We start from the raw sequence: 21,491 nt of genomic DNA on the forward strand, positions 1-21,491 counted from the left end.
TCGAGGAGACCACCATGCTCGACGGAGTCCTGTTCTTCCCCGTCACCCCGTTCACCGCCTCCGGTGAGGTCGATTACGACCTGCTGGCTGCTCACATCGCGAAGGGTGTCGACGCCGGACCCGGTGGAGTATTCATCGCCTGCGGCACCGGTGAATTCCATGCCCTCGAAGGCGAGGAGTTCGGCAAGATCGTGCGCACGGCAGTCGACGTCGTCGCAGGCCGTGTGCCGGTGTACGCCGGCGCAGGCGGATCCGTCGCCCAGGCAAAGGCGTTCGCGGCGAGCGCGAAGAGCAACGGAGCCGATGGCATCCTGCTGTTGCCGCCGTACCTGGTGACGATGCCGCAGGCCGGTCTCGTCAACTACACCAGGGCCGTTGCCGCCGCGTCGGATCTGCCGTTGATCGTCTACAACCGCGGCAATGCCCGCTTCACCGAGGACTCGGCCGTCGAGGTTGCACAGCTGCCCACCGTCGTCGGATTCAAGGACGGCACAGGCGATCTCGATCAGGTCGGCCGCATCGTCCGCGCGGTGCTGGATGCACTCGAGCCGTCGGGCAAGCCCTTCCAGTTCTTCAACGGCCTGCCCACCGCCGAGGTCTCCCAGCAGGCGTACCGAGCGATCGGTGTCACGCTGTACTCCTCTGCGACATTCGCCTTCGCACCCGAACTGGCGCTGGCGTTCTACCGGTCACTCGACAGTGGTAACGAGAAGCTCACTGCCGCACTGCTTCGCGAGTTCTTCCACCCGTTGGTGCGCTTGCGCGACAAGGTGCCCGGTTACGCCGTCTCCCTCATCAAGGCCGGCGTGACGATGGAGGGCATCGAGGCAGGGCCCGTTCGCCCGCCTCTGGTGGACATCAGCGCACCGCATCTCGAGGAACTCACCGCAATCGTTGCCGCCGGCCGGGCCGTGCTGGCAGACGAGCTCGCGGTGCACTGATGCAGGATCCGGTCCTGATCACCGGCGCTCGAATCACTCCGATCGCCTTTGTCGACCCTCCTTTGCTCAACACCGTCGGCGTGCATCAGCCCTACGCACTGCGCGCGATCATTCAGCTGGACACCGAGGCCGGCATCGTCGGCCTCGGTGAGACCTACGCCGACACCGCTCATCTCGCCCGACTCGATGCGGCAGCTCAGGCCATCACCGGCTTGGACGTGTTCGCACTCAACGAGATTCGAGATGCCATCGACTCCGTGCTCGGAACGCTGTCGATCACCGGCGGCGACGGTGTCGCCGGAATGATCACCACGGCCAGTACCACCGACCGCGTGTTCTCGCCGTTCGAGATCGCCTGCCTGGACGTGCAGGGCAAGGTGCTCGGTCGGCCGGTGTCCGATCTCCTCGGCGGCAAAGTGCGGGACTCGGTTCCTTTCAGTGCGTACCTGTTCTACAAGTGGGCAGCGCATCCCGGCGCACAGCCGGACGAGTGGGGCGAGGCAATCGACCCGGCCGGTCTGGTACGACAGGCCCGAAAGATGATCGACGAGTACGGCTTCGAGGCCATCAAGGTCAAGGGCGGTGTCTTTCCGCCCGATGAGGAGATCGCCGGAATCAAGGCGCTCCGTGAGGCGTTCCCGGACCTGCCGTTGCGACTCGACCCCAACGCCGCGTGGACTGTCGACACGTCCATCCGAGTCGCCGCCGAGCTCGACGGCATCGTGCAATACCTCGAAGACCCGACACCCGGACTCGACGGGATGGCCGAGGTCGCGCGCGAGGCGAAGATGCCTCTGGCGACCAACATGTGCGTCGTCGCGTTCGATCATCTGAAGCCTGCCGTGGTTAAGGACTCGGTGCAGGTGGTGTTGTCGGATCACCACTACTGGGGTGGCCTGCAGCGCTCGAGGTTGCTCGCAGGAATCTGTGAGACGTTCGAGCTGGGACTGTCGATGCACTCGAACAGCCACCTCGGCATCAGCCTGGCCGCAATGGTTCACCTCGCCGCCGCAACACCGAACCTGACCTACGCCTGCGATACGCACTGGCCGTGGAAGCACGAGGACGTCGTCGTTCCAGGAGTGTTGAACTTCGTCGACGGCGCGGTGGCAGTTCCCACCGGGCCCGGCCTCGGCGTCGAGATCGACGAGGACGCGCTCGCGGCGCTGCATCAGCAGTACCTCGACTGCGGCATTCGCGACCGCGACGACACCGGATACATGCAGAGCATCGATTCGAGCTTCGAGAACACCTCCCCGCGCTGGTAGGGGCTAAGCTCGCTGCGGGTCGTGGGGATCCGTGCGAGAGGTTTGTCCTGTGAACAGCGGTTGGCAGTATTCCCCTGCGCCGGTCGCGCGGACGTCCGGGGTCAACTGTCTCGTCAGCGGGCTGGTCGGTGTCGTCACCGTCGTCGGCGCTTCGCCTCGGGCGGCGACTGTGTTGCTCGTCCTGGCGGTGGCATGGTGCGCACTGGGTATCTACATGATCGCGGCGGCACCGGTGCTGTCTCGACGCCTCTACCTGGCGATGCACCTGTCCGGTCTGACGAGCATCGCCCTGTTCTGCACCGCGGCGGGCGGGGAGATCGCGGCCATGTCCGGCGTCTTCCTCCAGTTGCTTCTGGTGACGCCGGCGTTCATCGTGCTGCCCAACCGCATCGCCTGGCGGACGACGGTTCTCAATGCCGTGTACGTCGCGTACTTGGGTGCCGTCGTCGGCGGTATCCATCCCGTCCTGGTGATCAACGCCCAACTCGTGCTCGTCGCCATCGCGATCTCGGCGGCATGGGTCCAGAGCGTGGCCTCGACCTCCGAGATCGACCATCTCACCCAGCTCGCGAATCGACGGCGCCTCACCCGCGAGTTGGACGCTCGGCCGGGAACGGTGGCGAGCGGAAAGATCGACGCCATCGCGGTGGTGGACATCGATCGCTTCAAGGTGATCAACGACGACCACGGTCATGCAGCAGGTGATCGCGCACTCGAGATCGTGTCGTCCGCGCTACGCAACTGCCTGCCCCCGCAGTATCTACTGAGCCGCTCGGGCGGCGATGAATTCACGGTGCTGTGCATCACGGGCACAGCCGCCGAACTACGCGACGCCGTCGATCGCGTTCGGACGGAGCTACCGAGGGACGTGACGATTTCGGTGGGTGTCGCGAGCCGGCAGGACGGCGAAGCCGCCCGCGCCACCCTCGCGCGCGCCGACAGAGCGCTGTACGAGTCCAAGAATCTGGGCCGCAACCGAACCACCGTCCACGAGTAGGTCAACGCGAGACGCCGACCTTGCGAAACAGCAGGTCGACGATTGCCCGTTTCGACGCCTCGTCCTGCGGGTGCGTCAGCATGGCCTCGATGACGAAGACGATCATTCGTGTCGTCGGTTCGATCTCGGCGTCATCTACGCCGGCGTTGCGTAGCTCGACGGCGATCCACTGTTCCCACAACGCATGAAAATCGTTGTGCCACTTGTCGATACAGGCAGCTACCGACGTTCGCGAGTGCACCGTATCGACCAATCGATGATACTTCTCCAGCTCGTCGACCACCCAGAGGACCTGCTCGTTCACCGATTGCGCCGCGAGAGCACCGAATCGGCCGAGGGCCTCGTTGTGAATGTCGTTGAGCACCCCGACGAGCAGCTCGTCCTTGTCGCCGAAATACCAGTAGATCGTATTCGTCGTCACTCCGGCAGCGGCGGCGATCCGCCCCATCGGGGTGTGCTCGTAGCCGTCGTTCACGAACAGCGTCCGAGCAGCGTTCACGATCTCGGAGCGCTTCTCGGCGCGATCGACCGGTCGACGGTTACGCGGCATCGACCCATCGTATCTTGATCGGCAATCAAGACAGTGCTAGCTTCTTGAATGCCGATCAAGGACCCGGAAGAGGACGACCGCATGAGCGCCGAGCAGCAACCCGAATACCGCCGTAGCGACGAATGGTTCGATTCGGAGGGAGTCCGTTGCGCCGTCGCGGTGTATCGACCGGCGGGCACGTCGGTCGACGCTCCGGCCGTGGTCATGGCCCACGGATTCGGCACCCCGCGCGCAGTACGCCTGTATGCCTACGCCGAGGTGTTCGCCCGTGCCGGCTACGCGGTTCTCGTCTTCGACTACCGACATTTCGGCGACAGTGACGGACAGCCGCGTCAGCTCCTCGACATCGGTAAACAGCTCGTCGATTGGACCAACGCCGTCGCGTACGCCCGGACCCTGGACGGCATCGACTCCACCCGCATCGTCGGTTGGGGTACCTCCTTCGCCGGCGGGCACGTGCTCACCAGGGCAGGTGCGGGTGAGAATTTCGCCGCCGTGATCGCACAGGTTCCGCACGTCGACGGATTCGCAGCCGTGCGCGCGACCGGACTTCGGCGCACCGTTCGAGTTGCTCCGTCTGCCGTGGTCGACCAGGTTCGCGCACTGCTCGGACGCTCCCCTCGCTACGTCGAATCAGTGGGTTTGCCGGGGGATGTCGCAGTCATGTCCACCCCCGACGCCGCGCCCGGTCGCGACCTGCTCCTCGCCGAGTCCGGACTGAAGGCCGGCGACTACCCGGAAACCGTTGCCGCACGGGTCCTTCTGCGTATCGGGCTGTACTCGCCGGGCAAGACTGCGTCGGCCATCGCATGCCCGGTTCTGATGCAGATCATGTCCGAGGACGCCGTCACTCCGGCGGCGGTGGCAGAGAAAGTCGCGCGCACGATCTCCGACGTGACCGTGCACATCCACAAGGGTGGTCACTTCGACCCGTACGTGCAGCCGTTGTTCCCGGTCATCATCGAGGAGCAACTCGAGTTCCTGAAGAAGACTGTGCCGGTGAGCTAGCGATACCCGTCATCGGGGAAGCCGAATCTCGAATCGAGCTCCCCCGGTGGGGGAATCGGTCACGTGCACGCTTCCGCCGTGCGCGGCAACGGTATCGGCGACGATCGCAAGGCCGAGACCGGCACCTCCCTCGTCCCGAGTTCTCGACGAGTCGAGCCGAACGAAGCGATCGAACACCCGCGTTCGTTCCGACGCCGGTACACCTGGACCGTCGTCGTCGATCGCGATGACGGCGGTGTCGTCGGACATCGAGCAGGACAACACTATTCGAGAGTCGGCATGACGGACCGCATTGTCGATTACATTGCGCACCATCCGGGCCAACGCGTACGGGTCTCCGCTGACCCGGACGGGAACGATGGACAATTCCGTCCGGACATCGGATGTAGCCTGCACACGTTTCGCCTCCTCGTACAACAGATCCTCCAGGTCCACATCGCCCGAGACGGCAGCCGTTTCGGTCTCGTCCGACCGTGCCAGCACCAACAGGTCCTCGATGAGCTGCCGCATCCGTCGGGCTTCGGGAAGCAACGAGTCGTTCAACAGCGCCGCATCGCGCAGTTCCGGTCGCGCCTCGGCCAGTTCCAATGCCGCAGTGATCGTCGCCAGCGGGCTCCGCAGTTCGTGGGAGGCATCGCTGACGAAACGTTGCTGGGCACGTTGGCCGTCCTCGAGGCGCTCGAGCATGTGGTTCATCGTCGATGCGAGGCGGGCGATCTCGTCACGAGTGTCGGGAACCGGAACGCGTTCGGTCAATCGAGCGGCCGAGATCGACGCGACCCTGGACCGGATGTTCTCGACAGGACTCAGCGCCGCTCCCACCAACCGGTAGGTGGCAAAAGCCACCAGGGCGACGACAAAAGGACCGACAGCGGCAAGCAGGAGCGCAACCGTCGACACCACCTTCTCGACCGGCTCTCGGTCGGCTCCGACGAGAACGGTGGCCTGACCGCGCTGCGACGACACCCCGGTCGCAGACACCCAGAAGTCGCCGATCCCGGCGACGTCGACTCGTCCGAGATCTCGCACTTCCGACGACGGAACCTGCTGGGTCGTCAGCGATGCGCTCGAATCGCCTCGTGACGAGGCCAGCACCGCCCCCGACGCGTCGACGACCTGCACGATCCCTATCTGCCCGTCGGTGGCGAGCAGAGAGTTCTCGACACGCGGCCTTCTGTCGTCGTCTCGGTCACCCGATCCCCACTGCTGGGCGATGAGCGTGACACGGGCCGTGGCCGCCGAACGGGCCGAGCTTTCGAGCGACGAGTAGAGAACTCCGAGTAGCGCGCCACCCGCCGCGATCAAACAGACGGCCACGACGAGCGTCGACGCCACCGCCGACCGCACACGGACCGTCCACGATCGGGGTCGAAGCAGATCTCGGTGAAGACGCACCATGTCAGCGTCCCGCGGCAATGCGGTATCCGGCCCCACGCACCGTCTCGATCAGCTTGGCCTCGAACGGGAGATCCACCTTCTTACGCAGATAGCCGATGTAGACCTCGACGATGTTCTCGTCACCGTCGTAGTTGGTGTCCCACACGGCCCGCACGATCTCGGATTTGTTCGTCACCACTCCGTTTCGCCTCATCAGGTACTCGAGCACGCTGTACTCACGCGGAGTCAGCGACAACTCCGTGCCCTGACGGGTCACGCGGTGGCGGGATGGGTCGAGTTCGAGGTCACCCACCACGAGAACAGCCGGACGCGCCGGTGCGCCCCGGCGAACGAGAGCGCGCAAACGAGCAATCAGGACGACGAACGAGAACGGCTTGACCAGGTAGTCATCGGCACCGAGATCGAACGCATCGGCCAGGTCGTACTCACCGTACTTCGCCGAGAGCATCAAGATCGGCGTCCACACCCCCTGCTTACGTAGGTCTCGAACGACGTCGTACCCCTGCTTGCCCGGCAACATGATGTCGAGCACGATCGCGTCGAAATCGCCGGTCAGCGCGCTGTGGAATCCATCGATGCCGTTGTGTTCGACTTCCACGACGAAGCCCTCGGCGTCGAGACCACGGCGGACGGTCTCCGCCAGTCGCTTCTCGTCCTCGATCAGTAGTACGCGCACAACGCCCTCTCGATTCACTTGGGCGGCAAGAAACACGAGTACATCAGATCGGCAGCCCTGTACGCAGAACCTTTCAGCGATCCTTCAGCTCCACCTCCGCACACTGATCCTCATGACTCCACCGCTCCACCGAGGAACTGCGATGAACACACCCGAGCAGGGATACCGCCGCACCCGCATCGCGACCGCAGCGATAGCCGCACTGGGCGTCACGGTCTTCGGCGGCTCCGCGGCCCTCGCCTACCTCGACACGCACGAACCCGACTCCACGGCCACTGAGGCAGAGACGGTGGACGACGAAGTGGCCACCGCTCCGACCTTCGGTTCGGCACCCAGCGTCACTGCGCCCAGCGTTCCGGCACCCAACAGCACATCGGGCTCCGGTTCCACTCACGCCCAGACTCACGGATCATGAACGGCGTCGCGGTACGGACGGCCACTGCGACGTCGAGCTGGTCGGTGTGGGGCTGCGCTGCCGAGCTGACGGTCACCGAACCCGGCAGCATCACCCGCGCAGAACAGATCGTTCGTGCGGAGCTCGCCGCGGTAGATGCGGCCTGCAGCAGATTCAGGCCCGATTCGGAACTGTCGATGCTCGCGCACGCGGGCGGTCGACCCACGCCCATCACCCCGACTCTGCGCACGTTTCTCGAGGCCGCGCTCACCGCTGCTCGACTGACCGACGGAGACGTCGATCCCACCGTCGGGTCGGCACTGATGAATCTCGGGTACGACCGAGACTTCGACCGACTGAGCCAGCGAGCCGGGACAGGGGAACACACCGCAACCTTCGTCACCGCGGCCCACTGGACGATGGTCACTCTCACCGACGACCACGTCACGATTCCCGCCGGACTCACTCTCGACTTGGGCGCGACAGCAAAGGCATTGGCGGCGGATCGCTGTGCCCGCGCGGTGTACGACGAGCTCGGGACCGGCGTGCTGGTGTCCCTGGGCGGCGACATCGCCACCAGCGGTCCTCACCCCGACACGGGATGGCGTATTCGAGTGTGCGACGGAGAATCCGAGCCCTCCACCATCGTCGAGATCGGATCCGACACCGGTGTTGCAACATCGAGCACGCGTCGACGACGCTGGATGCACGAGGGACAGGTGCTGCACCACATACTCGCTCCGCAATTGGCACGTCCGGCCGAACCGCACTGGCGCACAGTGACAGTGATCGCCTCGAGTTGCCTCACGGCCAACACGATCAGCACTGCCTGCATCGTCCGAGGAGCCGCCGCAACGGCCTGGCTCGCGCAGATCGGACTTCCCACCCGGTCGGTCGCCGCCGACGGCACCGTCGTGCGCACCGGCCACTGGCCCGAGGACGAACAGGATCGATCATGAGTGAAGCACTGTGGGCCCTGGGACGTGGCTCGGGCATCGCCGCCCTGGTATTGCTGACCCTCGCGGTGGCGTCGGGAATCCTCACCCGGTCCGGCCGGCCGCTGTTGACCATCCCACGGTTCGGCGTCATCGAATTGCACCGGAGCACTGCGCTTCTCGGATCGCTGTTCGTGGGCATTCACGTCGTGTCGCTGTTCTTCGACCCGTACGCACAACTCGCTGTGGTCGACGCCGTGATTCCCTTCGCCGGCGCCTACAAGCCGTTCTGGCTCGGACTGGGCACCCTCGCGTTCGATCTGCTGATCGCGATCACCCTGACCGGACTGCTCCGCCACCGGCAGGGATATCGCGCTTTCCGTGCTGCGCATTGGCTCTCGTACGCACTGTGGCCGATCGCCCTGTCCCACGCCCTCGGCAACGGAACCGACTCGGGCAGTGGATGGTTTTTGGCCACGGCGTTCGCCTGCACGGCGAGCGTCGTCGCAGCAGTTGTATGGCGACTGCGCTACAACTTCCAAGAACACCAGCACACCAGAGTGAAGGTTGGCCGATGACCGCACCGACATACCTCGCCGATTCACTGCTCGCACAGGACCACTCGAACGATCTGAGCCGCCACGCCGAGCTCTACGGCGCACGCCCACTCACCGACGAATCCTTGGTGGAGTCCGTCGTCCGCTCGGGCCTTCTCGGGCACGGCGGAGCGGCATTCCCCACCGGTGCGAAGATGCGGTCGATCTCCGGTCGCAAGCCGGTCCTGATCGCGAATGCTGCAGAGGGAGAACCGCTGAGCAGCAAAGACTGCATTCTGCTCGACCGGTCTGCGCATCTGATTCTCGACGGCATCGCTGCAACGGCCTCGGCCGTACGATCCAGAGACTGCTACCTGTATGCACCCCCGGACCACGTCGACGCCATCCGACGGCTCGTCGACGAGCGACGTCGTACCGGATGGGATCGAACTGCCGTCCAGGTGATTGCGTCCGCGCCCGGTTTCGTCTCCGGAGAGAAATCTGCGGTCATCTCTGCGATAGAAGGAGGTCCGGCTCTGCCGCGCGACAAGAAGACTCACGCGGCGGTGGCCGGGGTCCGCGGAAGACCCACCCTTGTGCTCAACGTCGAAACCCTCGCGCACATCGCCTTGATCGAGAGATGGGGACCGCAGTGGTTCCGTTCGCGGGGGACGGCGTCCGAGCCGGGCACCATGCTCGTCACCTACTCGGGTTCCGTTCGGCGGCCCGGCGTTGCCGAAGTACCCCTCGGCACCCCGATCGAGGAGATGCTCACCCACGGTGCAGGCGTCGACCTACCCTCGGTTCGGGCAGTGCTGCTCGGCGGCTTTCACGGCACGTGGGCAGGCCGCGACGCGCTGATCGGACGTACCCTGTCTCAGGAATCGTTGGTCCACATCGGTTCCCGTCCGGGTGCAGGCATCGTCCACGTCCTGGGGACGGGCTCGTGCGGTCTGCTGGCCACCGCTGACTTCGTCCGCTATCTGGCGAACGAGAGTGCCGGGCAATGCGGCCCCTGCCTCAACGGGCTGCCACGATTGGCCGACGCCTTTTCACGATTGGCCATCGGCCAGGACGTGGATGTCGCGATCGGCGAGATCGCGCGCTACACAGCGCTGGTCGACGGCCGCGGCGCGTGCCATCATCCCGACGGCACGGCACGCCTGATTCGATCGGCCATGTCGGTGTTCGCCCACGACGTGCATCTGCATCGGTTGGGCTCGTGCGAGATTCACCGAGGAGGGACGCGATGACCATCGAAGACCGACGCAGCACAGCGCTGCACATCGATTGGACTCGGTGCGACGGCCGAGGAGTGTGCACCGAGTTGCTTCCGGAGACTCTCACCCGAGACGAGTGGGGTTATCCCCTCGCCCGGCGCGCCGGAAGCACCGTCGTTCTGGAGGGCAGCGACCCACAGCGGGCGCAGGACGCTGTTCGACTGTGTCCGCGAATGGCATTGCGCATCACGTAGTCCGAGGAACAGACACGGTCAACGGCGCAACGATATTGGCGAGCATGGTCGCGATGGTGGCCACGACCACGCGGCGCTCTGCGACATAACCGCTTTGGTACCACGTCATTGCGGTGTGGCTGATGCCGCCGATGGCGGCAGTCGCGAGCAGGTCGACATCCATATCGGGGCCCGACGGTACGTCGCCCGCGAACGTGCGGAGGTAACCGAGCAGCAGCGTCCCGAATTGCTGCATCACCGTCAGGTAGGTCTGCTCCACACGAGGGCTGACCCCGAGCACCTCCATCCACACCACCCGGGCGAGGCGCGGGTCCTCGACCACCCGAAAGAACGGTTCGAGCAACTGCTGCGCGACAGCACTGAGCCCACCCTCCGGATCCACCTCCGCGATGGCCTCGGACACCGAGTCGGTCAGCTGTGCAATACATTCCGCGTACACCGCGAGCAGTAGATCCTCGGTCTTGTCGAAGTACTGGTAGAAGTGCCGATCGGCGATCTTGGCCTCGCGGCACAGTCCGCGCACGGTCGCGGCTCGATACCCGATACTGCCGAACACCCGCAGTCCCGCATCCAGCAGCTGCCGCCGCCTGCGGTCGTCGCGGTCGGCCGCGCTCTCACCGCCGTAGGCGCGGCCGGCTGCTTCGGACACTGTGCTCATGACCGTCGGGCATCCAGTTCGGCAGTGAGCCGGATCAATTCGGCGTCCCGCTCCATCGTGGCGTCCATGATCGGGTTGACGATGCCGCGCAATATCGAGATCGGAATCCAACGACCGGGCACGGCGATCCGCGGAGCTCGCCGTCCGATACCTCGCACAGCCACGCGAGCGAGCTTGTCGGGGGTGATCGGGCGGAGCAGCGGTGTGGGGAAGGCGCGGGCGGTCATGTCCGTCGCTACGTCGTCGCCGCCGAACGCGACCTCGGCGATCGGAGTGGCCACCCATCCCGGATACAGCACTCCCGCCGTCGCTTTCGTGCCGGCCAGCTCCGTACGCAGAGCACGGCCGAGCTGTTCGACCGCCGCCTTCGACGCCGCATAGGGCGCATTCGCCAGGCCGTTGAGGTACGCGTAGGTAGAGGAGGTGAGCAGCACGTAGCCCCCGGACTCGACGATGTGCGGAAGGGCGGCACGCACCGTGTTCCACACGCCGATCAGGTTGACGCCGATGACCCGCTCGAACACGCCGTCCTCGATCGATCGAACGGTCGATGCCTGTGCACCGCTGGAGATTCCGGCGTTGGCCATCACGACATCGAGCTTGCCGAACGTGTCGATCGCGACGGCGACGGCCGCGTCGAGCTGCTCCCGCACGGTGACATCGGCATAGGCGATTGCCACGCGTTGGTTGCCCAGCTTCGCCGCCACCGACTCGAGGTCGGTCGACGCCATGTCGACCAGGACGATCGAGGCACCGCGTCGATGCAGTGCGGTCGCCACGGCGGAACCGATACCGCCTGCCGCTCCGGTGATCAACGCTACCTGGCCGGTGTGCTTGCTCATGCCGAAACCTCGTCCCGTGTGGTGGTCACCGTCGGTGCCATGTGAATGTGGTGCTCTTGCGGGCGGAAGCGCTTGGCCCACCGGCGGAATGTGAAGCTGAATCCCGGGAACATGGCGACCACGTGCCCGGATTTGGACTGGTACCAGCTGTGGCAGCCGCCGTCCTTCCAGACGGTGCCTTCCATCTCGCGGTGAATCGTGTCGGTGTACTTCTGCTCGGCGGCGGCAGTGACCTCGATGGCCGTTGCACCCGCCTGCTCTACGGCGTCGACGGCCCGCACGATGTACTCCATCTGCGCCTCGATGAGGAAGATCGCGGAGGTGTGTCCGATTCCGGTGTTCGGTCCGGTGACGACGAACAGGTTGGGGAAGCCAGGAATCGTGGTGCCGAGGTAAGCGCGCGGGTACGGATCCCAGACGTCGGACAGGGCCCGGCCGTCCCGTCCGATCACCGGGTACGAGATGACGCCGTCGGTGGCGTCGTATCCCGTGGACCACACCAGCAGATCGACATCGACGTGTTCGCCGGTGGTGGTGACGATTCCGGTTTCGGTGATCTCCGAGATGCCGTCGTTCTTGTCGTGCAGAGTGACGTTCGCCTGCCCCAGCGCGGGATAGAGCGTGTTGGACAGCAGAACCCGCTTGCACCCGATGACGTAGTCCGGGGTGACCTTCGCCCGAAGCGCGGAATTCGGAACCTGAGACTCGATGTGCTTCATCGCAGTTCGCTGCGCCACCGCCTTCAACATCGTCCGTGAGTACTTGAAGCCGAGGATGCGAGTTTCGAGACTCCAGTAGATCCCGGCGCGGACCAGCCTGCGAATCGGTTCCAGCTTCAGCAGCCTGCGCTGCAACGGCGTGAATTCGCGATCGTGACGTGGCATCACCCAGTGCGGGGTGCGCTGGAAGACGTGCAGCTGCGCCACATCGGGTTGGATCGCGGGAATCACCTGCGCCGCACTGGCACCACTGCCGACGATGGCTACTCGCTTGCCTGCGTGGTCGTACTCGGTGTGCCAGTCGTTGGTGTGGAACTGGGTGCCCTGGAACTTCTCCCGGCCGGGGAACGGCGGTATGACGGGTGTACTGAGTGGTCCCGACGCGTTGACGACGAACTTCGCCGCGTAGTCGCCCCGCGAGGTGGTGATGGTCCAGTGGTCTCCGGCCCATTCGATCTTGTGGACGTCGGTGTCGACATGCGTTCGCGCCGGTAGACCGTTCGATTCGAGCACGTGGTCGGTGTACCGTTCGAGCTCCTCACGCTCGGCGAACATGCGCGACCACTCGAACGGTTCGGACGCGATCGAGTACAGCGGACTCTGCACGTCGACGGCCGCCCCCGGGTAGCGATTCTGCTTCCACGTGCCACCCAGGAAGGATCGCCTCTCCAGAATGACGAGGTCGTCGATGCCTCGATCGAGCAATGCCTTCGCTGCGCACTGGCCACCGAAGCCACTGCCGATGATCACCACGGTGTGAATATGCATGCTGACGAACCCCTCCCGCACGAGACGCAATCCGATGATGCGTGTCATCACTTTAAAGTGATGACGCGTGATTCCGCAATGGACTTCGGTATTAGCGCACGCTTCCAGCATCAACATGTTCCGTCCGAAAGCCGCCAGCTTCACCCAAGGATTGTGTCTAGCTTTGTCGCCATGACGACTCAGAGCGATCCGATTGCGTTCGACGTGGCAGCCATTGCGTGGGACACCTTTCACGGCGACGGCACACGGTCGGCAACTCTGGTCGGTACCAGAGAGCCCGGAGTCATGTTCAGCTACGCATTCTTCGTCCCTGCCGGGATGTTCGACGGAGCTCATTTCCACAGTTCGGACGTGCACTTGGTAGTTGCGGCCGGAGAACTGCGATTGGGTTACGGCCTCACCCTCGATGTCAGCGCAACCCGCCGCTTCCCGCAGGGTTCGTTTCTCTGGGTACCCGCAGGTGCCGCTCATTTCGATGGAGCCGACGAAGACACTGTCATTATCGGAACCGCGATCGGTCCCTGGACAACCGAATACCTCGCGAGTTCCGATCGATAGGGACAGGCCGCACCGGGTACCTGGAACTCGAGCACGCGAGGACCGTTCTCCCTCTCGTCCGGACGGTAAGAAATCCACGCGAAGTCCAGACTTTCCTACCGGGTCGATGCCTGGTCGGGAACCCCCCGTAGCGTTGACACCATGTCTAGATCACCGCGCCAACGCCGATCCCCCGCCGCACCTCGAAAGCGATCCTCCTCAGCGCTGTCGGCAGGGCACCTTCGCGTGATCGCAACCGGCGGTCTCGGCGAGATCGGCCGGAACATGACCGTCTTCGAATTCGACGGGAAATTGCTCATCGTCGACTGCGGCGTGCTGTTCCCCGAAGAGCACCAGCCGGGCGTCGACGTCATCCTGCCGGACTGGAGCTGCATCCGCGATCGTCTCGACGACGTCGTTGCCATCGTTCTGACACACGGGCACGAGGACCACATCGGCGGCGTCCCGTACCTGCTCCGCGAGCGTGGCGACATTCCCGTCATCTCGTCGCGACTGACACTGCATTTCCTGGCCGCCAAGTTCGAGGAGTTCAAGGTCTCGACGAAGTTGATCGAGGTCGAAGCGGGGCAGACGCGTCAGGAAGGCCCGTTCGAGCTCGAGTTCATCGCCGTCAACCACTCGATCCCCGACGGTCTGGCCATCGCCATTCGGACCGACGCCGGGCTGGTGCTGCACACCGGCGACTTCAAGATGGACCAATTCCCGCTCGACGGTCGGATCACCGACCTCCGTAGCTTCGCGCGCCTCGGCGAGGAGGGACTCGACCTGCTCCTCGTGGACTCCACCAACGCCGAAGTTCCCGGGTTCATGGTCTCCGAACGCGATCTGGTCCCGGCCATCGAGAAGGTGTTCCGCGAAACGACGGGGCGCGTGATCGTCTCGAGCTTCGCCAGCCACGTGCACCGCATTCAACAGGTACTCGACGCCGCGCATGCGCAGGGCCGCAAGGTTGCGTTCGTGGGCCGATCGATGGTGCGCAACATGAAGATTGCGACCGATCTGAATTACCTCGATGTGCCCGACGGGCTCGTCGTCGATCTACCGAAGCTCAACCGTCTTCCGGCGAACAAGATCACGCTGATCTGCACCGGATCGCAGGGCGAGCCTCTCGCGGCGCTGTCGCGGATGGCGTCGGGTGAGCATCAGATCAAGGTGGGCGACGGCGACACCGTGCTGATGGCGAGCAGCCTCATTCCCGGAAACGAGAACGCGATCTACCGCGTCATCAACGGTCTCGTCGACAAGGGTGCACGCGTGGTGCACAAGGGAAATGCGAAGGTGCACGTCTCCGGTCACGCCAGTGCAGGCGAGTTGGTCTACTGCTACAACATCCTCGAACCTGCCAATGTGCTTCCCGTACACGGCGAGTCGCGGCATCTGCGCGCCAACGCCGATCTCGCGATCAGGACCGGCGTTCCTCGCGATCGAGTGTTGATCGCCGAGAACGGCAGTGTCATCGACCTGTTCGACGGCGTCGCGCAGATCACCGGCTCTGTCCCCATCGAACTGATCTACGTAGACGGCAGTGCCGTCGGTGGGGTTACCGAGGATTCGCTGGCCGAGCGTCGCTTGCTCGCGAACGAGGGTGTGCTGACCGTCATCGCGATCGTGGATCCAGATACCGGCCTGCTGGTCGACGACGTCGACTTCATCGGACGCGGATTCGCCCACGAGGCCAACGCTTTCGACTCGTTGGCCAAGGCGATCGGTAAGACCCTCACGCGCGAGAGCGACGTCAAGGTTGCTTCTCGCGAGAACATCGAGAAGCGCATCGTGCAGGAATCGGCCCGCTGGGCCAAGCAGACCCTGGGCCGTCAGCCCCTCATCGTCCCGGTGGTCGTCGACGGCTGAGCATGAATTGCCAGTGGCGAGGTGAGCAAATTTTGCGTTCGGCCCCTGTAGATGGTTCCGGCCCCTAGAGTCGTTTGGAAAGCTCCGGTAACGATCCGGAACTTCGACCGGGGGGTCTCGATGGGGAAGTACGCGAAGTTCGGCTGTCGGTATGCGGCGGTGGTCGCTGCGGTTTCACTGGTGGTGTCGGGCGGGCAATGGTCGGCGGGGGCCGATCCACTCGGCGATGTACAGAATCCGCCGCGCACCGCCGAATCGATCGCCGCGACACCGCTCGACGATCCGTGGGTCGTTCCGCCGCCCGGATACGAAACGGCCGCTCCCGGAACAGTTCTGCGAACCCGCAGCGTCACCGTCGGACCACTGGTCACCCCGGTCACCACCACCCAACTGCTGGTCGCGTCGACCGACGCGAAGGACCGCCCCGCTGCCATCGTCACCAGCGTCATCGTCCCGACTGCGCCCTGGACCTCGCCGGGTCCGCGCCCTGTTGTTGCCTACAACATGGCCATCGATTCGCTCGGTGCCACGTGTGAGCCATCGTGGACCATGCAACGCGGCATCGCTCCGGAATTGGCACCCGTGCAGCTGCTTCTGGCGCGGGGCTACGCCGTCGTCGTCACCGACCATCAGGGGCCACGCCATGCGTACGCCGTCGGACCGATGGCGGCGCACGCCGTACTCGACGGTTTGCGCGGCGCGGTCACGACCGCCGCTGTCGGCCTCGATCCGACTGCGCCCCTGGGTCTTACGGGCTACTCGGGTGGGGCGATCGCATCGGGCTGGGCCGTGCAGGAGGCCCCGGCCTACGCCCCCGAACTGAACATTGTCGGCGCAGCGTTCGGCGGAACGCCCACCGACTTCGCGCTGCTACGTCAGTCCATGAACGGCAACTTGGCGTCGGCGGTGTTCCTCGCGGCAGCGATGGGCGTGGCGCGCGAGTACCCGGAGATGCTGTCGCTCTACAACGACGCCGGGTGGCGGCTTGCACAGGCATCGAAGGACCTGTGCATCGTCGGGATTGCACCCCTCGGAATCGTTGCTCCGATCCGCATCGAGTCACTGTCCATCACTCCCGATGCGTTCAATTCGCCACTGGCGCTCGCGGTTGCTGATCAGAATCGATTGGGAGACGGCGGAACTCCGACGGCACCGGTTTTCCTGTATCACGGACAGCAGGAGTTCTGGATTCCAAAAGAAGGTCCCGAGGCCGTGTTCGACAAGTGGTGTTCACGCGGAGCCGACGTCCGCCTCGAGGAATACCTGGGTGAGCACAGCATCGTTGCCGGCAGCGGAGCTCCCGCTGCGTTCGCGTGGTTGGACGACCGCCTCGCGGGAATTCCGGTTCGACCCGGATGCAGTAGCTTCGGCCGCTAGGGCCGAACCTACTCGCGCCGGGCTGCGGCTCCGCGAGTCGACAACACCTCGGTGAGCTCTTCTGCGTAGGCGAGCTGCCGCCGCAACGTGCGGCAGCTGTCCTCGGCCTTGGTATGACACTCACGAACGAAGGCCGCGGCCGACGACCTGGCGTCGTCGGCCGCGTTCTCGTCGCCCAAAACGTCGAGTGACTCGAGTAGCTGCTTCATCTCGGCCAACGTGAAGTCGAGGGGCTTCATCCGGCGAATGACGAGCAGGCGTTCGACGTCGGTCTCGGTGTACAACCGAAATCCGCCTGCGGAGCGGGCAGAGGGCGTGACCAGGCCTACATCGTCGTAGTGACGGACGGTGCGGATGGACAGCTCGGTTTTCTGAGCTACCTGCCCGATCTGCATGTGTATGCCGTCGTCTGCCATGTGCCGCCTCTCTTCGCCCGACCAACCACCCTAGTCAGTGCTCGCCGCCCAGGTTTCCACTGAGACGATCGTGCCGCTCGGTCGACGGCGCGTTCAAGCCGACGATCTCCACCGTCTTTCCCTTGGCCGCGTACTTGGTAGTGATGGCATCGAGGGTCGCCACGGTGGATGCGTCCCAGATGTGCGACTCGGACATGTCGATGACGATGTTCTTCGGATCTCCGACATAGTCGAATTGATAGATCAGATCGTTGCTCGACGCGAAGAACAACTCGCCCTTCACCGCGTAGACGCGGGTGTCCTCGTCGGGATGTGCCACATCGACCACCTCGGTCAGATGGGCGACCCTGCGAGCGAACAGCACCATCGCAGTGATCACTCCGACAACCACGCCGTACGCGAGGTTGTGGGTGACGACGGTGACCGCGACGGTGGCCACCATGACGAGGGTCTCGCTCTTGGGCATGCGCCGCAACGTCTTCGGGTTGATGCTGTGCCAGTCGAAGGTTCCGACGGAGACCATGATCATCACCGCGACGAGCGCGGCCATCGGAATGAGCGCGACGATGTCGCCGAGACCGACCACCAGAATCAGCAGGAAAACACCGGCCAGGAACGTCGAGATTCGAGTGCGGGCACCGGAGACCTTGACGTTGATCATGGTCTGGCCGATCATCGCGCAGCCGCCCATGCCGCCGGTGAAGCCGGTGACCAGATTGGCGACACCCTGGCCCCAACCCTCGCGGGTCTTGTTGGAGTGCGAATCGGTGATGTCGTCGACGAGCTTGGCCGTCATCAGTGATTCGAGTAGACCGACGAGGGCGATGGCCAACGCGAACGGCGCGATGATGCTCAGCGTTTCGAAGGTGAACGGCACATCCGGGATCAGGAACGACGGCAGCGAGGACGGCAGTTCACCTTCGTCGCCGACGTCGGGCACGGCCAGCGCGAAGACGAGTGTGACGCCGGTCAGTATCACGATCGCGATCAGCGGTGCCGGCACGATGGTGGTGAGCTTGGGTAGGAAGAACATGATGGCCAAGCCCACGGCGACCATCGGGTAGACCAACCACGGCACACCGATCAGGTACGGGATCTGCGAGGAGAAGATCAGAATCGCCAACGCGTTGACGAACCCGACCATGACGCTGCGTGGGATGAACCGCATCAGTTTGGCGACGCCGAGGACGCTGAGCAGGACCTGCAGGATTCCGCCGAAGATCACCGCCGCAATGAGGTAGTCGAGGCCGTACTCACGCGCCAACGGGGCGACGACCAGGGCAATCGCTCCGGTGGCCGCGGAGATCATCGCCGGTCGTCCACCGACGACGGAGATGGTGACGGCCATGGTGAACGACGCGAACAGCCCGACGCGCGGGTCGACCCCGGCGATGATCGAGAACGAAATGGCTTCCGGAATCAACGCCAAAGCCACCACCAGGCCCGCCAGGACCTCGGTCTTGAGCCGCCTCGGTGAGCGCAACGCACCCAGCACCGAGACGTCTTCGACGGCGGTGACAGGCACCTGGGCAGCTCGAGACACGACAACTCCGTTCGATGGGCGCGAGGGACTGCGACAGGTACGGCGTCCACTCCGCGGGCAACTCTACTCTTACCGGAGAGAAGGTTGTCAATCGTCTTGCTGAAGCTCGTGCGCTAGATTTATACGTAAAGGGCCCACGAAACTCGCCGTGCGATGCAAGGAATGAATCGATGTTCTCGCTCAACAGGCTGTCCTGCTTCATCGCCGTCGCCGAGGAACTGCACTTCGGCCGTGCCGCCGAACGTCTGCACATGACGCAGCCGCCCCTGAGCAGGCAGATCCAACAGCTCGAGAGCGAAGTCGGTGTGCAGCTGATCGACCGCACGAGCCGGTCGGTGACCCTGACGGCCGCGGGGTTGGCCTTCCTACCCGAGGCCCGACGCATCCTCGACCTCGCCGAGGGCGCACTGCTCACTGTGCGACGGGTCCCTACCGGCGACCTGGGGACGGTCGTCGTCGGATTCACCGGCGCGTCGGCGCATGCAGTTCTCCCGCAGCTGCTCGACGCCGCGCGCGAGAAGCTGCCGGACGTGAAACTCGTGCTGCGCGAGATGGTCTCGGCGGTACAGATGGAATCGTTGGCCGTCGGCGATCTGGATCTCGGGTTGGCCAGGCCACCACTCAAGCGACCGGGCATCGCGTCCCGGCCGGTGCTGCACGAGTCGTTGATCGCAGCGATGCCCGAGCATCATCCGCTGGCCGAGAAGGACGAACTGTCGGTGGAGGACTTCGACGAGCAGCCGATCATCATGTACTCACCCGTCGATGCGCGGTACTTCCACGAACTGCTGATCAGCACCTTCACCATCGTCGGGGTGTCCCCGCGCTACGTGCAGTACGTGACCCAGGTACACACGATGCTGGTACTCGTTCGTTCCGGCATCGGATTGGCATTGGTGCCGGAGTCGGCGTCGACCATGCGGCCGGAAGGTGTTGTGTTCCGGCCGGTTCGGACTGTCAAGGAACGCCCCGTCGAGCTCGACGCGGCCTGGCGAGTGGACAACGACAACCCGGCACTGCACCGCTTCATGACCGATGTGCTACCGGCGCGGGAGTGGTCGTGACGGCTACCGCGGCGTCCCCACCGGCGGCTTGACGGCCGTCACCGGGCAGTGTGCCTCGAGGAGAACGCGCTGAGAGATGCTGCCCATGAACAACTTTCCCACGGGCGATCGGCGGCGGATACCGATGACGACAAGTTGTGTCTGTTCGTCGAACGACAGGTCGATCAGATTGTCGGCGTGCGAGCGACCGGCCTCGTTGTCGTGGATTTTCGTCGTGACACCGAGCGCCGAGGTCTCTTCGCGAGCCGATTCGACGGTGGCACCGAACTCGGCGTCGGCTGCGCTGTTGTCCTCGGCGACAATGACCAGATCCGTTCCACGCATGTGCGCCTCGCGAAAAGCGAAGGGCAGCGCGCCTTTTCCTTCGGTGGTCGGCGAATAGCCGACGACGACGGTCACTTCGTCACCGGCGTGACGAGGGTGCCGTCGGCAAGGAAGCGATCGAGGTTCTCGAGCGTGAGGGCTTCCATCGCGGCCCGCGTCTCCACCGTCCCGCTGCCCACGTGCGGCAACAGCACCACGTTGTCCATCGTCAGCAGGGCGTCGGGCACGTTCGGTTCGTGGGCGAACACGTCCAGGCCGGCACCGGCCAATCGCCCGGCGGCAAGCAATTCGATCAACGCCTCCTCGTCGACGACGCTTCCGCGCGCCACGTTGATCAAATAGCCCTGCGGTCCCAGCGCTTCGAGCACGGCGCGGTCGACCAGATGCGCAGTTCCCGAGCCGCCCGACGCGGCGATGATCAGTACGTCGACGTTCTCCGCGAGCGCTGTCGGACTGGCCGCGTAGACGTAGGGCGAACCGTCGATCTCGTTGCGATTGTGGTACGAGATCTCGCAGCGAAAACCGTTGAGCCGATCGGCAATTGCCGAGCCGATGCGCCCGAGGCCAATGATTCCGACGCGCTTGCCGGTGACCTGGCGCGTCAGCGGCGTGTTGCCCTCGGCTGGCCATCGGCCGGCACGCACGAACCTCTCGGCGGAGGACAGCCCACGCATGGTGTCGATCACCAGACCGACCGCGAGGTCCGCCACACAATCGGTCAAGACGTCGGGGGTGTTGCTGACGGCGATGCCGCGGTCTGCTGCGGCGTCGACATCGGTGGTGTCGTATCCGACGCCGAAGTTCACCACGGCTCCGAGCTGCGGCAATCGCTCCATCAACGCGGCATCGACGCCGGTGCGGCCGGAGGTCACCACTGCGGTGATCGATTCGCCGTGCGCATCGAGGAATTCGTCGCGACCATCCCCTTCGGGCAGTTCCAGCGCGTCGTACTCGGTGATCAACGTGTCCATCAGCGACGGCTTGAGCGGTCCGACTCGGAGCACTCGACCGCCCTGTTGCGAATCCGGTTGAGACACAGAGGAACTCTGCGAGCTGACGGTGACCATTGTTCTCCTCGCGAGATGGTGGAACGTGCGCGTTTCCTGTACGGTATGCCGCTCCTCGAATACCTGTCCAACACGGAAATAACATGGACCGATACCCAAACGGCATGAACGACGCATTGCCGATGCA

At 64.6% G+C, this 21,491-nt stretch carries 23 protein-coding genes; 13 read left to right on the forward strand and 10 right to left on the reverse strand.

Annotation, left to right across the window (positions count from 1 at the left end):
- Positions 1-14 precede the first annotated feature (14 nt).
- The 3 genes from CH305_RS06450 to CH305_RS06460 are packed head-to-tail and all read left to right on the forward strand — an operon-like array spanning position 15 to position 3,206.
- Positions 15-941, forward strand: coding sequence for a 5-dehydro-4-deoxyglucarate dehydratase (locus CH305_RS06450; protein ID WP_094703150.1), 927 nt, complete (start codon positions 15-17; stop codon positions 939-941).
- Positions 941-2,209 carry a glucarate dehydratase family protein gene (locus CH305_RS06455; protein WP_373454537.1) on the forward strand — a complete coding sequence of 423 codons (1,269 nt, stop codon included), beginning with the start codon at positions 941-943 and terminating at the stop codon, positions 2,207-2,209. Before CH305_RS06450 ends, CH305_RS06455 begins: the two co-directional genes overlap by 1 nt.
- 49 nt (positions 2,210-2,258) lie before the next feature.
- Positions 2,259-3,206 (forward strand): GGDEF domain-containing protein, encoded by a 948-nt coding sequence (locus CH305_RS06460; protein WP_052077899.1) that lies wholly within the window; start codon positions 2,259-2,261, stop codon positions 3,204-3,206.
- Position 3,207: 1 nt separating this feature from the next.
- Here the strand turns inward: CH305_RS06460 and CH305_RS06465 are convergent, their stop codons facing one another.
- Positions 3,208-3,756, reverse strand: coding sequence for a TetR/AcrR family transcriptional regulator (locus CH305_RS06465; protein ID WP_094703152.1), 549 nt, complete (start codon positions 3,754-3,756; stop codon positions 3,208-3,210).
- 48 nt (positions 3,757-3,804) lie between these two features.
- Between CH305_RS06465 and CH305_RS06470 the strand changes: the two genes are divergently transcribed.
- The gene (locus CH305_RS06470) at positions 3,805-4,764 is read left to right on the forward strand and encodes an alpha/beta hydrolase (protein ID WP_256983571.1); all 960 of its coding nucleotides are present in this window, start codon (positions 3,805-3,807) and stop codon (positions 4,762-4,764) included.
- Between the two features lie 9 nt (positions 4,765-4,773).
- On the opposite strand, the gene CH305_RS06475 is transcribed toward CH305_RS06470, so the two are convergent.
- Positions 4,774-6,162, reverse strand: a complete 1,389-nt coding sequence (locus CH305_RS06475; RefSeq protein ID WP_094703215.1) for an ATP-binding protein — start codon at positions 6,160-6,162, stop codon at positions 4,774-4,776.
- Between the two features lies 1 nt (position 6,163).
- Positions 6,164-6,838, reverse strand: coding sequence for a response regulator transcription factor (locus tag CH305_RS06480; protein WP_094703153.1), 675 nt, complete (start codon positions 6,836-6,838; stop codon positions 6,164-6,166).
- Positions 6,839-6,950: 112 nt separating this feature from the next.
- On the opposite strand from CH305_RS06480, the gene CH305_RS06485 reads away from it, so the two are divergent.
- Genes CH305_RS06485 through CH305_RS06505 form a run of 5 tightly spaced genes read left to right on the forward strand, consistent with a single transcriptional unit; the run spans position 6,951 to position 10,177 of the window.
- Positions 6,951-7,253, forward strand: a complete 303-nt coding sequence (locus CH305_RS06485) for a hypothetical protein (RefSeq protein ID WP_143545258.1) — start codon at positions 6,951-6,953, stop codon at positions 7,251-7,253.
- The gene (locus CH305_RS06490) at positions 7,250-8,191 is read left to right on the forward strand and encodes an FAD:protein FMN transferase (protein WP_094703155.1); all 942 of its coding nucleotides are present in this window, start codon (positions 7,250-7,252) and stop codon (positions 8,189-8,191) included. Before CH305_RS06485 ends, CH305_RS06490 begins: the two co-directional genes overlap by 4 nt.
- The gene (locus tag CH305_RS06495; protein WP_094703156.1) at positions 8,188-8,745 is read left to right on the forward strand and encodes a ferric reductase-like transmembrane domain-containing protein; all 558 of its coding nucleotides are present in this window, start codon (positions 8,188-8,190) and stop codon (positions 8,743-8,745) included. Before CH305_RS06490 ends, CH305_RS06495 begins: the two co-directional genes overlap by 4 nt.
- A complete protein-coding gene (locus tag CH305_RS06500) occupies positions 8,742-9,956 on the forward strand; it encodes an NADH-ubiquinone oxidoreductase-F iron-sulfur binding region domain-containing protein (RefSeq protein ID WP_094703157.1) in 1,215 nt (404 codons plus the stop codon). Before CH305_RS06495 ends, CH305_RS06500 begins: the two co-directional genes overlap by 4 nt.
- On the forward strand, positions 9,953-10,177 hold the full coding sequence (locus CH305_RS06505) for a ferredoxin (protein ID WP_094703158.1): 225 nt from the start codon (positions 9,953-9,955) through the stop codon (positions 10,175-10,177). Before CH305_RS06500 ends, CH305_RS06505 begins: the two co-directional genes overlap by 4 nt.
- Here the strand turns inward: CH305_RS06505 and CH305_RS06510 are convergent.
- Genes CH305_RS06510 through CH305_RS06520 form a run of 3 tightly spaced genes read right to left on the reverse strand, consistent with a single transcriptional unit; the run spans position 10,170 to position 13,212 of the window.
- Positions 10,170-10,835: a TetR/AcrR family transcriptional regulator gene (locus tag CH305_RS06510; RefSeq protein ID WP_094703159.1), complete on the reverse strand. Its 666-nt coding sequence runs from the start codon at positions 10,833-10,835 to the stop codon at positions 10,170-10,172. The two genes, CH305_RS06505 and CH305_RS06510, sit on opposite strands and share 8 nt — an antisense overlap.
- The gene (locus CH305_RS06515) at positions 10,832-11,677 is read right to left on the reverse strand and encodes an SDR family NAD(P)-dependent oxidoreductase (protein WP_094703160.1); all 846 of its coding nucleotides are present in this window, start codon (positions 11,675-11,677) and stop codon (positions 10,832-10,834) included. Before CH305_RS06515 ends, CH305_RS06510 begins: the two co-directional genes overlap by 4 nt.
- Complete coding sequence (locus tag CH305_RS06520) at positions 11,674-13,212, reverse strand: NAD(P)/FAD-dependent oxidoreductase (protein WP_256983573.1); 1,539 nt, start codon at positions 13,210-13,212, stop codon at positions 11,674-11,676. Before CH305_RS06520 ends, CH305_RS06515 begins: the two co-directional genes overlap by 4 nt.
- Before the next feature lie 123 nt (positions 13,213-13,335).
- On the opposite strand from CH305_RS06520, the gene CH305_RS06525 reads away from it, so the two are divergent.
- The 3 genes from CH305_RS06525 to CH305_RS06535 all read left to right on the forward strand — a co-directional run bounded on the left by CH305_RS06525 (position 13,336) and on the right by CH305_RS06535 (position 16,950).
- Positions 13,336-13,722: a cupin domain-containing protein gene (locus tag CH305_RS06525; protein ID WP_094703161.1), complete on the forward strand. Its 387-nt coding sequence runs from the start codon at positions 13,336-13,338 to the stop codon at positions 13,720-13,722.
- A 141-nt stretch (positions 13,723-13,863) separates the two neighbouring features.
- Positions 13,864-15,573, forward strand: coding sequence for a ribonuclease J (locus tag CH305_RS06530; protein WP_256983574.1), 1,710 nt, complete (start codon positions 13,864-13,866; stop codon positions 15,571-15,573).
- A gap of 120 nt (positions 15,574-15,693) precedes the next feature.
- Complete coding sequence (locus CH305_RS06535; RefSeq protein ID WP_094703162.1) at positions 15,694-16,950, forward strand: lipase family protein; 1,257 nt, start codon at positions 15,694-15,696, stop codon at positions 16,948-16,950.
- A gap of 8 nt (positions 16,951-16,958) precedes the next feature.
- Here CH305_RS06535 and CH305_RS06540 read toward each other — a convergent pair whose 3' ends face one another.
- The gene (locus CH305_RS06540; RefSeq protein ID WP_094703163.1) at positions 16,959-17,366 is read right to left on the reverse strand and encodes a MerR family transcriptional regulator; all 408 of its coding nucleotides are present in this window, start codon (positions 17,364-17,366) and stop codon (positions 16,959-16,961) included.
- Positions 17,367-17,400: 34 nt separating this feature from the next.
- A complete protein-coding gene (locus tag CH305_RS06545) occupies positions 17,401-18,909 on the reverse strand; it encodes a SulP family inorganic anion transporter (RefSeq protein WP_094703164.1) in 1,509 nt (502 codons plus the stop codon).
- Between the two features lie 170 nt (positions 18,910-19,079).
- On the opposite strand from CH305_RS06545, the gene CH305_RS06550 reads away from it, so the two are divergent.
- A complete protein-coding gene (locus CH305_RS06550) occupies positions 19,080-19,973 on the forward strand; it encodes a LysR substrate-binding domain-containing protein (RefSeq protein ID WP_032405210.1) in 894 nt (297 codons plus the stop codon).
- A 3-nt stretch (positions 19,974-19,976) separates the two neighbouring features.
- On the opposite strand, the gene CH305_RS06555 is transcribed toward CH305_RS06550, so the two are convergent.
- Together CH305_RS06555 and CH305_RS06560 are read right to left on the reverse strand one after the other, a co-directional pair.
- Entirely contained in the window at positions 19,977-20,372 is a 396-nt protein-coding gene (locus tag CH305_RS06555) for a universal stress protein (protein WP_094703165.1), read from the reverse strand.
- Positions 20,369-21,364: a 2-hydroxyacid dehydrogenase gene (locus tag CH305_RS06560; RefSeq protein WP_179278207.1), complete on the reverse strand. Its 996-nt coding sequence runs from the start codon at positions 21,362-21,364 to the stop codon at positions 20,369-20,371. Before CH305_RS06560 ends, CH305_RS06555 begins: the two co-directional genes overlap by 4 nt.
- Between the last annotated feature and the right edge of the window lie 127 nt (positions 21,365-21,491).

Source organism: Rhodococcus sp. 15-649-2-2, from assembly GCF_002258645.1.
Lineage (GTDB): Bacteria > Actinomycetota > Actinomycetes > Mycobacteriales > Mycobacteriaceae > Rhodococcoides.